This is a genomic window from Pedobacter agri, from assembly GCF_032678665.1.
In the GTDB taxonomy this organism is placed as follows: domain Bacteria; phylum Bacteroidota; class Bacteroidia; order Sphingobacteriales; family Sphingobacteriaceae; genus Pedobacter; species Pedobacter agri_A.
Map to the genome: position 1 here is coordinate 165,937 of NZ_JAVTSH010000010.1, position 15,848 is coordinate 181,784.

The following is a 15,848-nucleotide window of genomic DNA, read 5'->3' on the forward strand; positions in this document are numbered from 1 at the left end:
TTAATGTATGGCACACTTGTAATAGTTGTGAGAAAGCTTTAGCGCAGTACCGATAAGATTAGCATCGGATTAAATATCGATTTTATGATAATAGCTTTTTCAGCAATCCAAACATCAAAGCACTAAACAATCAACCCCTAATTGAAATTCCAGATAATCCCAAATTTTAAATCGTCTAGCATCATGAAACTCAACAAAAAACTTATTTCTCTTTATAAAAAATCTAAAGAACTAAATTCTGTAAGGGCTCAATTGAAATCTCAAAGTAACTTAAAATATCAACTTCCTAAAGATAAAGAGCTTACTTTATTGGAAATCCAAGATGCTATTGATCATCACACATCTATTATCAAATTGACAGCGGCCAATGAGAAATTGTCAGGTCGTACTATGAATATAGAGAGGGAGGTGTTAACTATTTTAATGGCTATTGGCTTTCCTGCCAGAAGTCGAATTTTGATTAATGACGAACACTGCGGTAACTTAAGTTTTTGGTACTTGGGAAAGCGTATTTATTATGAAGAACAAAATAGAGAAGATTTGTCATAGTGATACAGTGTTAGTAAATTTATTATTATCCTTCAAATTCTTTTTTCTTTGTTTTTTTTTGACGGGTTTGGCAACACCTCCGTCTTCAGAATTATGGTTATTCTTTTCAAGCTGCCCCTTTTCGCATTCCGTAGTGAGCAAGGATGCAATTTGGGATTTAATATTTTCGTAATTCTCCTTTATTTCTTCTAATGAAATATTTTTGACGATGGGGATGGGCTTATATTGTTTTTCCTCATCTGCTATTGCATTATGGTCATTCTGAATCTCGCAATGAAACATCTTTAGTGCAATCTTTTCCTCTGGATTATCGGCAACCATTCCAACAAATTCGCCAGAAGAAAGTGAAGCTATCTTAGATGCTGGAATGGCATAGTCCAATTGCGTAGATTGTGAAATGGATATATCGCTACTGTTAATACTTCTGGACTGCCGGTCCTGCATAATTTTTCCAAAAGTTTCACTTAGCGTTTTTGCTGTGCTTCCAGTAACCTGCCCGGAAATAATGTTTCCAACAATTCCAGTAATGACTTCAGATTGTTCTGCACCATAATTTTTTTTTAACTGACTAAAATCCTGCACAGCTAAGGCAGTTGCTACCTTATTACTTCTGGCAGTAGCGATAAGGCTATCAATATGATTGAAGAATATGGTGGGGAATTCATCAAAAATCAGCGCACTCTTCAATTTTCCTTTCTGATTGACCAGTTTAATCATCCTGGATATATAAAGCGAAAGTACTGCTCCGTAAACCTGAAGCTTTTGTGGGTTATTGCCCACACAGATAATTTTTGGTTCGTTAGGGTTGTTGACATCTAAGGTAAAATCATTGCCACTCAAAACATAATATAACTGTGGAGAAGACAACCTGGCCAGACCAATTTTCGCTGAGGCGATCTGCCCTTCAAGTTGCGCCATTGCTTTGTTCTGATAGGCAGAAATAAATGGATTAATTAAAACCTTAATTTCTTCCTGCGTTTGCAACACTTCGAAAAGCAGGTCGTAATCTGCCTGCATGAGTTCAATTACATGTGGAAGTGTACAATATTTTCCATCCTTATATGTTTTCAGGTACCAGATAATGGCCGTCATAAAATTAATTGGACTTTCTACGAAAAAATCTCCCTGCTTTTTTATCCAGTCACGATTGAGGCCCAGCATAATTGTTCTGCTCGCTTCAGTCGCATCTGTAATATCGCTCATTGCCGCAGGATCCAGTGGATTGCACCGGTGTGTTCGGTTGAGGTCATCAAAATTTATTATATAAAACTTTGGCTTAACTTTATACCTCCCAATATATTTGAGCAGACAGTTGTATGCAATTACCGAAAGGTCGTCATATTTAAAGTCATAAATGAACATGCTGAACCCCTTGCCCATCAGCTGATCAATTAGATGACGGATAACAAAATATGATTTACCCGCTCCAGGTGTTCCGGCGACCAGCAATCCACGAAAAAGATTAATCAAATTAATCCAGCTATCCCGTCTTGTCCCCTTATGATTATATTTTGCAGGGAGGTTTACCGAGTATTCATTCTCCAGCAGGCGTTCCTCCTGAGGAAAGGTTTCATTTTCCGAATTGAAGATATCCCGTGCCATGCCAGCTTTAATTAGTCTGGAAATCCAGGTTCCTGCTGCAAGTATCAATAGGTATCCTGCTGAGGTAAGAAGGATATACACGGTCGCCAGCGCCTTTAAATCCAAGGGTAAGTAAATAGAAAGGATACTACCAAAAAACAGCAACAATCCAAGTGCACCATAAACAATAATGTTTTTGCTTTTGATTTCCTCATCTTTTTTTCCTTTTACCCCTAGCAGAGAGATTGCCAAAAAGATTAGCACAGCAAACTTCACCATCATCCAACCCTCAAAAAGTCCTATTCCAGCCAAAGTCCTCAAAATCCTATCTGTTATATCCGAACGTATTTTCAGCTCTGCAAAAAATGGGTAAAGCCGGATATAATAATGCATGCATAGCAAGAATGTACTGATCCATCTACTCATATCTAGTATTTTCCTTAGTCCCTGAGTATCCTCCCCTGTATTCATAAGTTTATCTCATTTGGTTTCCAATATCTTGTTGAGCTGATGCTCTCTTTTTCTTTTTCTTCTTTTTCCGATTGCCAAACCTGCTGAGCGGATCAAAATCAGGTTTTTGAAGCAGTGTCTCCATCAAGTTAGTTTGTTTAGCAGTTTGAATCGTCTGATGATTTTGCTCAGCATTTATTTTGGTTAGCGTAGATGGCACAGGAGAGCTAGCAGCTTTTGATTCCAAAAGCCGAACAGTTCCAAAGCGTTCAAGCAAAGCTTTGGCGCTATAGGATTTACCAAGATCGCTGCCGTTGAAAACGCAGCGGCTATTATGGTCTACATAGGTTACACCATAAATTCGCCCGGTATCATTTTTGCGAAAGATGACGCCGATATTTTCCTTTCGTAATACTGAGGAAAAATCTTTTCTGCTTAATATTTTATGCCCAGCTAATGCATCATCTAGCTTCTTTCTAATGGAACTAATATGTTGTTTTCGCTTTAATTTATTACCTTTAAACTTAGCTTCCACCCGAGCCAGAATAGGCTTTCCAGCGAGCGAACTTGCTTTAATAGGCACGCCGACTCTATTTCCATTCTTATCCAATATCGCATAAACCAATCCACGACGTTCGTACATCCTCGACCCTTCCGCACCCCTATCGGCTGTGACATTGAATTCACTAAGCACCGCATTGTATTCAGCGAGCGAGGTAAATTTATAGTCGCGCAAGACCGCAGTGACAATATTATAAATAGACTCACGGGTGGGTTTTTCTCCATATTGAGCTGGTCTTACACTGATCCCCTTTATCAGTGGATCTTTTGTCCGACTTTCTGCCTTCACGAGGCCATATTCCATTTGCAAGGCGATTCTGATTTTTTCATCCTTTTCGATACCGATATTGTGAATAGAAATCCTGTCTCCATTCTGTTGGACATTTGTGGTAATAATGTGTATATGAGGATGGCTTACATCTTTATGCTCATAAACCAGGAAAGGTTGCTCGCCGAAACCTATCCTTTCCATATAATCCACAGCAATATGCTGAAGCTTTTCAGCACAAAGCTTATCCTGCCGATCGAAATTGAGCATGATGTGAATCGCATTCGATTTCGCTCTACTGTTAAGAATGGTCAACTGTTCAAAGCGACGCAATTTGTCGCGCAATTCCAGATCGCCAATTTCAGCACCAAACTTATTGGCCAAAATGAGTTCAGCATCACCAGTTTTAACCTTATTCTCATTATAATTGAGCAGGCCGCGGATACTTTTTCCACTTAGGATCCTCGTAACCATTTCAAAGAAAGTTTTGAAACCAATACCAGTAGACGATCAACTTTTTGTCCAACATTTTTATAAAGATCAGAAGTACGCATGAAATAAAAGGCCCGCTGCGATTCATTTTCTGCTGTATGGAAATGGCGGGTCTGCTGATTGATATTGACGCCGATTGATTTCAGTTCTTTGCGAATCGAAGTTAGCTCCTCCATTGGCCCACTCATTGAAGCATCCCTATTCAGCATTAATATCTTCTCCCGAGAAAGAATTTTCCGTGCAACCTCTCCCATTGATCGGCAGTTACTATTCTGCATAATCTCATGCATCCGCTTGTAAGTTTTTTTTGTAACCCTCGTCCTAATTGGGTGGGTAAATCGCTCATCTTCATTATCTACCTTTGCCTTCATAAACATTAATTTTCGTGATAAAACATTAAGCTATCCGAGTTTCGAGGACAGCCCAGCCACAAGGATGGCAAGAACCGTTTGTGGACAAACGTACTTCTTGCAAAACACCCGCGTGGTTAAAGTATTCCTGCAGATAACTCTGAATTGTGTGGGATTTAACATTCTTCCTTTCGGCGAAAATTTGAATCTTTAACCCTGTTCTTCGGAATGGGAATATCAATAATTTTCTTCCGAAGTTTCAGCCAGAGTTGTCGGTAGTAGATGGCGGAACCTGGTCTAATTCTTCTGTTTTTTATTAGCATATTCATAGGGTAATGCTTTTAGAGCAAATCTCAAGAGTTGAGTCAAACTACTTTGTTACTATAGTACGTAATCCTGTTATTTTCTGAAAAATCACTTTTATGTCTGCTAAGCCGAATGCATGAAGTGACGGCAATGATAGAAGATTCATCCAACAACCCTGGTTTAAGCCATTGCAATTAGAGCATTCGGTATATCGATTTACATTGAACAGGCTCGAGTATAAATAGATACGAAATAATTATGGCATAACTCTTGTCTTTGGTTAACTGTTTACGTTAAATAAATATGAATAACCTCACCGTATATTCTCAAAATTCAAGATTTCTTTGTAAGTCATAGCCTTGTCCCCGATTTTCAGGGAGTAGGGAAAATAAAACATAAGCACTTTAGTCAATCCTGTCAAAAAGACTTCAAATATCGCGATGAAATAGGTTATGATAATGGGATAAAGTGTGCTTGGGATAGTTTTAATCAATTTCCTAATCTCAGCGATAAATGTTAAAGTGTTCTGGGCTGATTTCTGGGAATAGCATTGGAGAAATCAGTTAGGACTTGCTTGATTCTTGTTGAACGATAAATCAAATTTGATTATATTGCCCTTATCAAATAACGCACCCTCAAGTTTTGGAAAGTTTTTTTTTCGTACGAGGAGGGATTAATCTCTAATATGAATTTTATACTTAACGACCTCGTTATCGCCTATAAAAAGGCAAAGTCAGAACTTTTTCATGAAAAACTTCAGGTTGCGGGCCTGGAACTTCCCGATTATGAAGCAAATCTCTATAATAACTTAAACAACCTACTAATCAAATTAAATTCTGGTAAGTTTGATTTTGTAGAATCGGACGGCTTCAATCCCACACCAAATTTCTATCCAATAGTAAAAAGACTTTATCTCAATGCAAAAACCGTCGACGAGAGCAGTATTGTTTACTACTCAAGTATAAAAAGCAGATGGGATAATCGATTTTTTTCTATTGAAAAAGCTGACTTCAGGGTAATCAGTAATTTGAGCATCGACTTTCACATCCTATCTTCATTATGGATTGATAAGGTGGCCTACGCATTTGAACAAGCACTTTCCCCCAGCAGTTATGGAAGCAGGCTGAACAAAATTTCGGAAAATGCTACGACACATGGACTACATTTTAAACCTTATATACAAGGTTATCGTAAGTGGCAAAAAAATGGCCTGGACATTATCCGGGAAAATTTGGAGCGAAATGATGAAACCATTGCACTTACCGCCGACATTAAATCATTCTACCACCATATCAATTGTAGCTTTCTACTGAGCGAAGATTTCTTCAAATCCTTTGCCATAGGTAGAAATCTTTCGAAAGAGCAGGTATACTTGAATAAGCTTATAGTCAAAGCTATTCAATTCTGGTCAAAAAGCGTTTTCAACTCGTTGAGTGAAATAACTAGGGAGCCATTTGCTGAACAAAAACATATTGGGATTCCAATCGGATTGGCCGCTTCAAAGGTGATTGCCAACCTAGTGTTGAAAGAATTTGATGATGCAGTTGAACAGGAGTTGATGCCGCTCTATTACGGACGTTATGTCGACGACATTTTTATTGTCAGTCAAAAAACAAAGAAAATCAACAAACGCACAGACCTCTGGCTTTATATTTCAAAGCATATCGAAAGACTCTATTTCGACACTTCAAGCAGTGAATCTACCTTCAAGCTGCTACTTTCAAAAGAAACCCAGATTGCATTTAATAATGAAAAGGAACGCATTTTTTTCTTAGACAAAGAGTGTGGTGTAGCTATAGTCAATGAGATTGAAAAGGAACTCAATGAAAATTCAAGTGAATGGCGATTGTTGCCAGATGCCAAGGAAGATTTGGAAAAATTTTCCGACGAGGTGATAAAGGCGAGTTCGGATAGCACAGAAGCGCCAAACAGTCTTCGTAAATCTGATGGGATAAGCATTCAGCGGCTCAAGTATGCATTGTTTTTGAGAAATGCGGAAGAGATGATACTCACCCATCCTTACGGTTACTGGAAAAAGGGGGTTGATGAACTTTTTCGTGCGACTGCCAATTTCGTAGTGGATCCCGAGATCATGCACAACTACCTTCCCTATCTGGTCAAAATATTACGGATAGCAATTTTTAATGGGGATTTAGTGAATACAAAGCGAATCTGGGAATCGATTTTGCTTGCATTTGATTCCATCTCTTGGGGAATATTTTTATCTGAGACTGAGGAAGTTCCCAAATACAAAGAATATCTGCTAAAAAATATTGAGTTTGCATTTTACAGCGGTTGGTCGATTAACAAGTCCGAAGGAAAAACCAAGTCATTCTTGGAAGGTTTTCAGAAACTAACCCACATCAAGTTGGATACCAATCGAGTTGAAAGATTTCTCCTGGCAGATTTTCACCTCGTTCCCTTGAAAAATATTTTCGACCCCAAATGGCTAACACTGAAGAAAAAGGTTCTAATGCTCATGGAAAAACCAGAGATGAAACCGTACTTAGTCGATTTACGCCTGGAAGAGGGAATTTTAAACGAAGATTTGATTAGCAGTAAAATTCCTGATCTAATCCGTGTAATCTACCTTGAATTTCTTCATCCGAGCGCAGATCCAGTAGTACCCCTGTCATTCTTCTTTTTAACGAGAAAAATGAACTACCTAGAAATTACAGCCTTATTAAGCCAGTGGTTAACAGAGCAGAAAGAACTTTTTCGGGCATTTTTGAAAGTTTTTGAACTTCATGATTTCGAGGTGGAGCTCATCGAGGAAGATGGTTTTAAAAGAATCAATGCAAACCTGTTCCCTGCTAAATCCGATCCCTTAGTAGCTTTGACCAGCTACCAGATCAGCGACGCTAGTTGGAAAGCACATGTCATAGGAACAAGGGAACCCGACTTGACGCGTTACAAAAGACTATATGAGTTGGTGAACAGCATACTTTTGACCAAAGACCGAAAGGTTGACTACATTGTCCTACCTGAGTTGGCACTCTCTCAAGCTGCAGTCAATGCCATCAGCAAGAAAATAAAAGGGAGCGGAATAACTTTAATAACCGGCATCGAATATGATATTGATCGAACTGATGGAACAGCCAGAAATAGGATTGCTATTGTCCTACCTATCACAGTTGATGGTCGTACAGAATTGGTGCAAATCATCCAAGAAAAAATAATCCCTGCCATTCATGAAGCGAAAGAACTCAATGACAGTGCGGGCTTAAGATTGGTTGCCTATAATAAGGACAAATACATTATCAGTAAAAATGGCTTCACTTTTTCTTCCCTAATTTGTAACGAATTCCTAAATATTGACTATCGCTCAGGATTGAGGGGAAAAATTGATGGGCTATTTCTAGCTGAGTGGAATCAGGATATAGAAACGTATAATTCTTTGGTCGAATCTGCTGCCAGCGACCTTCATGCCTTTATAGTACAAGTTAACAACAGGCTTTACGGCGATACGCGTGTAAGGGCTGCGTTTAAAAAAGCCCATGAAAGGGACGTAGCCAGAATACGTGGTGGATTGCTGGATTATTTTGTAATCTGTGCTTTGAAAGTTAAAGACTTACGAAATTTTCAGATGAACGTTGTTTCGCCAGCCGAACCATTTAAACCCGTTCCGACAGGATTTGTCATGGATCCAAAACGTAGATTAAAGTAATTAACGATGAACAGCAAATAAATAGTTAACTACTGTTTGCGAATCAGCACGGATTTTTCAGGAGCGGCAATTTTTTCAATTTTTACCTTCATCTCTGAAACCCAATTTGGAACTGAATTTTCCGTGCTGATTTTGTTTTTCACTTCGATGAATAGTGCGAGACCTTTTTTGGACGTTTTAAACCCAAGATTTTCATTCATTGTATGAGAGAATGCGAAATATCCTTCATTAGCCATTTGCTCTGGGAAATCTTTTTCAACGTTAAATAATGCGAGAAGCGCTCGGTTTTTCTTTACGGTTTCTTTTTCGTCAGCGGTACCAGCATGTTGTCCATCTCCGTCGAAGAGAACATAACAAGGTATGCCTAATTCGGTGTAAAGCCTATAGAATCTGTCAATCTCACCTTTTGAACCGCACCTGACAATGGTTAAACAGTCAGTCAAATAATCATATCCGATTAGATCAAAGAAGTATGGAATCAAAAGCGATTCGCTTTGTCCCTCGACTAGCAAAATCTTTTTTGCGAAAAAGCCCTCATTTGCTTTTTGTGTGTCACCGGTTTCCTCGAATGCATTTTTATGGTATAGTAAGATATTCTCGGCTGTGGACTGAATTCCTGTACGGATTTCCAGATCATCTGCAAATCTTTTTGGATGTGCACTATTGACATAAGTTCCCTTGTCTGAATTACGACGTGCCACGAACACCTCGTTAAATCTTCCGACCGTTAGGAAGTTAGGAGAATGGGTTGTATAAAATATCTGGGTATCATTTTCTGCAAGCTGAATCAGTAAGCGGTAGAAATTGCGCTGGGCCTGTGGGTGCAAGAAAAGCTCCGGTTCATCGATAAAAATTGGCGTGCTGTTATTGAGCTTTAATTGTGAATAAGCTTTCAAAATAGCTATGGAGATTGAAGCCTGTACACCCATTCCTAATTTAGATGCCTGGAAAGAAAGATGTGTACAACTATCTCTCACTATTACCTGAAGGGTTCTAAAGAAATTCCAGGGATCGTAGAGATTTAAATCAATACTGAGGTCTTCTGGCTTACGGTTCAGTTGTTTCGCCGTTTCATTTTGCAATATGGAAACGAACTGTTTCATCACCTCATTCCCTGCTTTGTCTTTTACACTAAACAACACTTCATCTCTTATTCTTTCAAGTTCTGATTGAAAAAGTTCTGATTTGACAACTACTTCTCCAGTATTCTCATCAACGAACTCATCTTTTTTAAAAAGATTATTAATATCCTGTAATATCCGTCCCATCAGCGACCACCGGTTCGAAGGAAGGTAGTCCATGATATTGCGGTCAACGCCTATATATGCAGAGCAATATTTTTGTCGCGCCTCGTCATTAATATAACCACCGGAGAGATTAAGGCCGGATTTGGAATTCCCTCTTTTATCTTCCCAGTGTTCTGTCATCTCCAGATAGTTATCGTCATCGAATTCCAGTCTCACCATTATCAAATTATTCAGGTCACCCAAATAGTGGTCTTGAGGCTGGATATTAGAGAATGATGGGTAAACCGGTCCGAGAAGCCAGGTTACAGCTTCAAAGATATTACTTTTCCCAACGCTGTTTTCACCGATCAGCGCATTTAAAGTACGGCAGCACTGAATGGTGAGCGAAGATATGCTTTTGTAGTTCTGAATAGTTATCCTCTTGATTTTCATGAGCGTAAATTTTTACAAGTTAGCGATATCACTCGGCAAACACAACCTCTCACAGAACGATTTTTCGAAGATAGATTAAACGCAATAAAATGTACAAAGTTGATTTCGGTTGAAAAAACAGCCTATCTGATTGAAAAATTTAATTCATGCTTTCCTTCAGACAGCTGAACTTTTCGTTTGGAAGACTTACACATATCAGGTTAATTTAAAATCAGCTCTCATGCCTTTCGGTATACTAATCTGATAAACCACTTTCCCTTTACTGATTTTCCAATATACTTTGATAGTCCTTATTTTACTCTCATAACTCGCCCTCGCCCATCTCAGCCGCCTATCTATCTTCGGCGCAGTTTTCAAATACTTATCTCTTTTTTATGGAGAGTTTCGGATTCGAATAGCTAATAATTGATCGATTTTACTTAGGAATGCATCTTCAACTGAACTTGAATACCTGCATTGTCATTGAGGTAATCTGTTTGAATACGAATTTTTGAGCCACTAATAGCTAATAAACTTCTTCTCATAGATTCCATAGTAGTAACGTACGGAAGTCAGTTGAATGAATAAATTAACAGACTAATCTTGTCTAAAGATAAGGATATGGATTATTATAAGCTTAGAGAAAAAAGGTCTGTGACAGCAGAAAAAGTAGTCAAAATTCTTCAAGAACATGGTACAATAATTAATATAGAAAAAGCTCAAAAAGTTTTGGAACTCATTTATAAATTAAGTAACTTATCTATGAAAGAAACACTTCGCCGGGTTTCTAATCATACCTTGAAGAATAATCTGAGAAGATTCACCCGCCATAAAAGAAGGAGAAAAGGAAATGAAAATAGCTGATTTATATGTAAGAGTTAGTACGGATGAGCAAGCTGAAAAAGGCTACTCACTTAGAAGTCAACAAGAAGTTTTAGAAAAATATTGTGAACTCAACTGCATCAAAGTAAGAAAAGTGATTGTAGAGGACTACTCAGCGAAAACCTTCAATCGTCCGGAGTGGAAAAAATTAGTTATCCACTTAAAAAAGCATAAAGGAAAATCAGACCTATTATTATTCACCAAGTGGGATAGATTTAGTCGTAATACTAGTGACGCATATCAAACTATTGCAATGCTCAATAAATTGGGCGTTGACCCCCAAGCTATAGAGCAACCCCTGGATCTCAATGTACCTGAGAATAAAATGATGTTAGCGGTCTACCTTACAACACCTGAGATAGAAAATGACAGAAGAGGGCTTAATACCAAAGCAGGAATCAGACAAGCAAAGAAAGAAGGAAGATGGACGGGTAAAGCACCTTTAGGATATATTAACAAAACCGCTGAAAATGGGAAAAAATATATTGCATTGAAACAACCAGAAGCCTCTTTAATGAAATGGGTTTTTGAGCAGCTGGCAACTGGAACTTACTCGGGAGAACAAATACTTCATTCAGCAAGAGAAAAAGGGTTAAATTGTAGCAAAAACAATTTTTATACCATCATTCGTAATCCAATTTATTGTGGGAAGGTAATTGTTCCAAAATATAAAAATGAAGATGCATTTCTAGCGCAAGGATTGCATGAATCCCTAATTAGCGATACAATGTTCTTTAATGTACAAGATGTATTAAATGGAAGAAAGAAAGAATTTGGCCAACCCATTTCTACTCCGGAGTCACTAGTGTTACGTGGCTTCTTGAAATGTCCTAAGTGTCACCGTTCCTTAAGTGGCAGCTCATCAAAGGGGAAGAATAAACATTTTACCTATTACCACTGCACATCCGCTTGTGGAATCCGCTACAGGTCGGAAAAAGTTAATGAAGCTTTTGTACTCGAACTTTTAGCGTACCTACCTAGAAACGGTTATGCTGAAATTTTTAGTCAAACGATATCGGATGCCTATCACAATCAAATAGGATCTATCGTGGACGAGCGCAAAACTTATTCAACGCAGATCCGAGATTACAACAAAAAGATCGAAAAAGCGAGGGATTTATTGTTAGATAATGAAATTGACGCTGTCGATTTTAGAGCTATCAAAGTTGAGTGCAATGAAAAAATGGCAATTCTCGAATCAAAATTATCAGAGCTTAATACAAAAAACAAAGCTGTGTTAAACATTAAACCTATAGCTGAACGTGCTATTAACAACTTAATGAATCTGGACTTATTTTATGAAAATTCGAGCGTTGAAGGCAAAAGATATTTAATAAGTTGCTTATTTCCCGAAAAAATGGAATACAATGGAGACCGATATCGAACACCTAACGTCAACGAAATCGCCCTACATATCTATCTGAAAAACAAAGAGTTAGAAGCAAAAAAAACGGGACGAAAATCTTCTTCAAAGACCTCGTCCCACTGGGGGTGGCTGATGGGGCTCGAACCCACGACCCTCGGCACCACAAACCAATACTCTAACCAACTGAGCTACAGCCACCGTGTTTTTTAGTGTCACAAAAGTACGACTTTTAATATTTCTTGCAAATATTTTTATAAAAGTTTTAGCAAGAAATTTTTAATCCATTACTAGTCAATAATTTGAAATGAAAAATAATTTTCGAAGTTTGTTTTAACAAGTTATTTTGAACCTAAAAACATACCTTTATCCTGTTTATGATCGAGATTTATACAGACGGTGCAGCTAGCGGAAACCCGGGTCCGGGTGGATATGGAACCATTTTAAGGGCCGGACAACACTATAAGGAATTGAGCGGAGGTTTTAGAATGACAACCAATAATCGCATGGAACTTCTTGCTGTAATTAAAGGCCTCGAAGCATTGAAAAGTCTTAATCAGCAAGTAACTGTTTATTCTGATTCAAAGTATGTGGTAGATGCCGTAGAAAAGAAATGGGTATTTGGTTGGGTAACCAAAAACTTCAAGGATAAAAAAAACAAAGACCTTTGGATAAGATTCCTTGAATTATATAAACTGCACAAAATAAAGTTTATCTGGATCAAAGGTCACAACGATCACCCTGAAAATGAGCGTTGTGACAGATTAGCGGTTTTCGCTTCGCAAGACAAACAGAATTTGGCGATAGATACTTTTTTTGAGGCGGAAAGAAATAGAGCAAGCCTGCTTTAATCTAATCCACCGATTACGCCTAAATCTTCAAGTTTCGATTCTACTTTTTCTTCAACAGAGATAGATTTTGCGGTGTATAATAGCATCATTTCTTCAGCCTTCTCTACCATTTTTTTCGAACCGATAAATACCGGAACGCGTTGATGTACTTCGGTAGGTTGAATTTCCAAAATGCGCTCGAAACCAGTTGAGGCTTTCCCCCCAGCCTGTTCAATAATAAATGCCATTGGATTGCACTCATAAAGCAACCTCAACTTACCTTCCGGCGAGCGGGATGTAGTTGGATAAATATAAATGCCTCCATTAATTAAACTTCTGTGAATGTCGCCAACCATTGAGCCAATGTAACGTGAAGTATAAGGTCTGTTAGTAGCATCATCCTCAACCTGGCAATATTTAATATATTTTTTTACACCTTCCGGGAAATGGACATAATTTCCTTCATTGATAGAGTAGGTTATGCCGGTCTCCGGAATTCTCATGTTCGGATGAGATAAACAGAATTCACCAATTGATGGATCTAAGGTAAAGCCATTAACACATTTGCCTGTAGTATAAACCAGCATGGTTGAAGAGCCATAAATAATATAACCCGCTGCTACCTGCTCGGTACCTTTCTGCAAAACATCACTTATCGTTGCCCTGCCTTCAAAACTTTTTCTCCGGTAAATTGAAAATACTGTTCCAACGGCAACATTCACATCCGTATTGGATGAACCATCCATCGGATCGATACATACTATATATTTAGCATTTTTAGAAACAGGAGAATCAATATGGATAATTTCTTCCTCCTCTTCGCTGGCGATAATGCAACATTCTCCTCCACTTGTAAGGGCAGCTAAAAACTGTTGATCGGCATACACATCCAGTTTTTTTTGCTTTTCACCTTGAATGTTAGTTGTACCAACATGGCCCAACATATCTACTAAGCCGGCTTTGTTAATTTCTCTGTTTACAATTTTAGCCGCGATTGCGATGTCTCGAAGCAACCTGGATAACTCTCCTTTGGCGTAAGGAAAATCCGCTTGTTTTTCTATAATAAATTGTCCTAATGTTGTTACTCCTAAACTCATACTTAGTGTAATTTTTACGCTATCTACCTGATAACTCAATTACTTCTAAGGTATGAATATTTTCGTCAGTTATACAAAAACGGATTAGGGTTCTCACTTTGTGCCAGCCATGTTTTCCGGCAGCGCCGGGGTTTATATGCAAACATTTTATCTTTTCATCGAACATTACCTTTAAAATATGTGAATGTCCGGTGATGAATAATTTTGGGGGCTTAGTGTAAATTTCCGGCTTTACAGCATTAGAATAGCGACCAGGGTAGCCACCAATATGCGTCATCCAAACATCTACGTTTTCACACCTAAAACGATTTTGTTCAGGAAAATCTGCCCTGATGGCAGTATCATCGATGTTTCCGAATACCCCACGCAAAGGTTTAAAGGCCGCCAAAGGCGCTGCAACATCAGCACCAAAATCGCCCGCATGCCAAATTTCGTCTACCTGATCGAAATGTTTAAACACCGCATCATCCAGGTATCCATGCGTATCTGAAATTAAACCTATTTTTTTCATTATGTAAAGTAATATGTAAACTTATTGCACACTTCAACCTAAAATCCCAGGTCATTTTTAATTTTAGACTGTTGGTGTACTGTTTTTAACAAACACTTCTTTCGTTCTTTATCGTATCTAAAAAACGCTAGTAATTCTTTATTTTATATTGTAGGATATTATCATCTTTAACTTTAAAAAGCTAAGAAAAAATCGCTCAGTACACGCTTATATTCTGGCGTGTGCTTGCCCATCGATTCATAGATATAAAGGTTAGTTTCAACTAATATTTGCTTTGTTTTAGAAAGACCAATAATTTGCCTGAATGCTGGTTTGTTTTCGTCAGAATGAATATTGATTTGATGGGTAAGTAACAATTGATATTTAGCGGCTTCACTAACCACCTCGAGTGCTTGCTTTACCGGAAGGATCAGATACAAAATCCCTTTTTCATTTAATAATGTATTCGATTGTTGAACGAGAAGTTCAAAAAAGTTTTCATCCGCATGCCGGGCTATCCCTTTTCTTTCCTCTTTATTTTTCAGATCATTTACAAAAAACGGAGGGTTGCTTACAATAAGGTCAAACTGCTGCGAAGGATAATAATTAGATATTGAAATATGATCGACACTTAAGCGTTCACTAAATTTTGAATGCTCAAAATTTTTACGGGCAGCTTCCGCAGCGAGCTGATCAATTTCGACAGCATGAACTTCCGCTTCCTGATATCGCTGCGCTAACATTAAAGCAATTACCCCTGTGCCGGTTCCAATATCCAGTACATTTTTTGGTGCAGTAGAAGTAGCCATCGCCCCTATTAAAACGCCATCGGTATTAATTTTCATGGCGCACCCCGACTGGTCAACTTCAAATTGCTTAAATTTAAAAATGCTCATGTTACACCTCGTATAATTCTAATGGTAAACCATCCGGATCAGCAAAAAAAGTAAATCTTTTCCCTGTGAATTCATCTATACGAATAGGCTCCGCAGCAATGCCATGGTTACTTAACCGACTAATTTCTTCTTCAATATCGTCTACTTCAAATGCCAAATGACGCAAACCTTGCGCCTCCGGTCTGGATGGCCGGGCTGGTGGATTTTCAAAAGAAAAAAGCTCAATCTGATAAACCTCATTTACTGCAAGATCCAGCTTGTAAGATTTTCGTTCTGCCCGGTAAAATTCACCTAGAACCGTAAAACCTAATTTATTAACGTAAAAATCTTTCGATTTTTCATAGTGAGAACAAATAATAGCAATGTGGTGAATCCGGTTGAACATTTTGATGAATTAGTTTTGAATGA

General features: G+C 38.2%; 13 protein-coding genes, 1 tRNA gene and 1 pseudogene. 5 read left to right on the top strand and 10 right to left on the bottom strand.

Annotated elements, in window-relative coordinates; translation table 11 throughout:
* Positions 1 to 183: 183 nt before the first annotated feature.
* Positions 184 to 549, top strand: coding sequence for a hypothetical protein (locus tag R2Q70_RS19470; protein ID WP_316809217.1), 366 nt, complete (start codon positions 184 to 186; stop codon positions 547 to 549).
* Here R2Q70_RS19470 and mobC read toward each other — a convergent pair.
* From mobC to R2Q70_RS19485, 3 genes are read right to left on the bottom strand one after another with little or no spacing between them, the layout of a single operon-like run.
* Positions 544 to 2,601, bottom strand: a complete 2,058-nt coding sequence (gene mobC, locus R2Q70_RS19475; protein ID WP_316809218.1) for a conjugal transfer protein MobC — start codon at positions 2,599 to 2,601, stop codon at positions 544 to 546. The genes R2Q70_RS19470 and mobC overlap by 6 nt on opposite strands.
* 4 nt (positions 2,602 to 2,605) lie before the next feature.
* Positions 2,606 to 3,883: a relaxase/mobilization nuclease domain-containing protein gene (locus R2Q70_RS19480; RefSeq protein ID WP_316809219.1), complete on the bottom strand. Its 1,278-nt coding sequence runs from the start codon at positions 3,881 to 3,883 to the stop codon at positions 2,606 to 2,608.
* Entirely contained in the window at positions 3,865 to 4,272 is a 408-nt protein-coding gene (locus R2Q70_RS19485; RefSeq protein ID WP_316809220.1) for a mobilization protein, read from the bottom strand. Before R2Q70_RS19485 ends, R2Q70_RS19480 begins: the two co-directional genes overlap by 19 nt.
* A gap of 970 nt (positions 4,273 to 5,242) precedes the next feature.
* Here R2Q70_RS19485 and R2Q70_RS19490 point away from each other — a divergent pair.
* Positions 5,243 to 8,224 (top strand): RNA-directed DNA polymerase, encoded by a 2,982-nt coding sequence (locus tag R2Q70_RS19490; protein WP_316809221.1) that lies wholly within the window; start codon positions 5,243 to 5,245, stop codon positions 8,222 to 8,224.
* Positions 8,225 to 8,253: 29 nt separating this feature from the next.
* Here the strand turns inward: R2Q70_RS19490 and R2Q70_RS19495 are convergent, their stop codons facing one another.
* Positions 8,254 to 9,903 carry an ATP-dependent nuclease gene (locus tag R2Q70_RS19495; RefSeq protein WP_316809222.1) on the bottom strand — a complete coding sequence of 550 codons (1,650 nt, stop codon included), beginning with the start codon at positions 9,901 to 9,903 and terminating at the stop codon, positions 8,254 to 8,256.
* A gap of 195 nt (positions 9,904 to 10,098) precedes the next feature.
* Entirely contained in the window at positions 10,099 to 10,260 is a 162-nt protein-coding gene (locus R2Q70_RS21925; RefSeq protein ID WP_410478390.1) for an alpha-L-rhamnosidase C-terminal domain-containing protein, read from the bottom strand.
* Positions 10,261 to 10,485: 225 nt separating this feature from the next.
* Between R2Q70_RS21925 and R2Q70_RS19500 the strand changes: the two genes are divergently transcribed.
* Both R2Q70_RS19500 and R2Q70_RS19505 read left to right on the top strand, forming a co-directional pair.
* Positions 10,486 to 10,746 (top strand): hypothetical protein, encoded by a 261-nt coding sequence (locus R2Q70_RS19500; protein WP_316809223.1) that lies wholly within the window; start codon positions 10,486 to 10,488, stop codon positions 10,744 to 10,746.
* Positions 10,733 to 11,719 (top strand): annotated as a pseudogene (locus R2Q70_RS19505) (recombinase family protein); the annotation flags it as partial. The gene R2Q70_RS19500 and the pseudogene R2Q70_RS19505, both read left to right, overlap by 14 nt.
* Before the next feature lie 535 nt (positions 11,720 to 12,254).
* On the opposite strand, the gene R2Q70_RS19510 reads toward R2Q70_RS19505, so the two are convergent.
* Positions 12,255 to 12,328: transfer RNA gene (locus tag R2Q70_RS19510), tRNA-His, on the bottom strand.
* A gap of 176 nt (positions 12,329 to 12,504) precedes the next feature.
* Between R2Q70_RS19510 and rnhA the strand changes: the two genes are divergently transcribed.
* Positions 12,505 to 12,978: a ribonuclease HI gene (gene rnhA, locus R2Q70_RS19515; protein ID WP_316809224.1), complete on the top strand. Its 474-nt coding sequence runs from the start codon at positions 12,505 to 12,507 to the stop codon at positions 12,976 to 12,978.
* On the opposite strand, the gene fbp is transcribed toward rnhA, so the two are convergent.
* From fbp to R2Q70_RS19535, 4 genes are all read right to left on the bottom strand, one after another.
* The gene (fbp, locus tag R2Q70_RS19520) at positions 12,975 to 14,054 is read right to left on the bottom strand and encodes a class 1 fructose-bisphosphatase (RefSeq protein ID WP_316809225.1); all 1,080 of its coding nucleotides are present in this window, start codon (positions 14,052 to 14,054) and stop codon (positions 12,975 to 12,977) included. The genes rnhA and fbp overlap by 4 nt on opposite strands.
* 19 nt (positions 14,055 to 14,073) lie before the next feature.
* Positions 14,074 to 14,565 carry a metallophosphoesterase family protein gene (locus R2Q70_RS19525; RefSeq protein WP_316809226.1) on the bottom strand — a complete coding sequence of 164 codons (492 nt, stop codon included), beginning with the start codon at positions 14,563 to 14,565 and terminating at the stop codon, positions 14,074 to 14,076.
* 173 nt (positions 14,566 to 14,738) lie between these two features.
* A complete protein-coding gene (locus R2Q70_RS19530) occupies positions 14,739 to 15,440 on the bottom strand; it encodes a tRNA1(Val) (adenine(37)-N6)-methyltransferase (RefSeq protein WP_316809227.1) in 702 nt (233 codons plus the stop codon).
* 1 nt (position 15,441) lies between these two features.
* Complete coding sequence (locus tag R2Q70_RS19535; protein ID WP_316809228.1) at positions 15,442 to 15,825, bottom strand: VOC family protein; 384 nt, start codon at positions 15,823 to 15,825, stop codon at positions 15,442 to 15,444.
* Positions 15,826 to 15,848 lie beyond the last annotated feature (23 nt).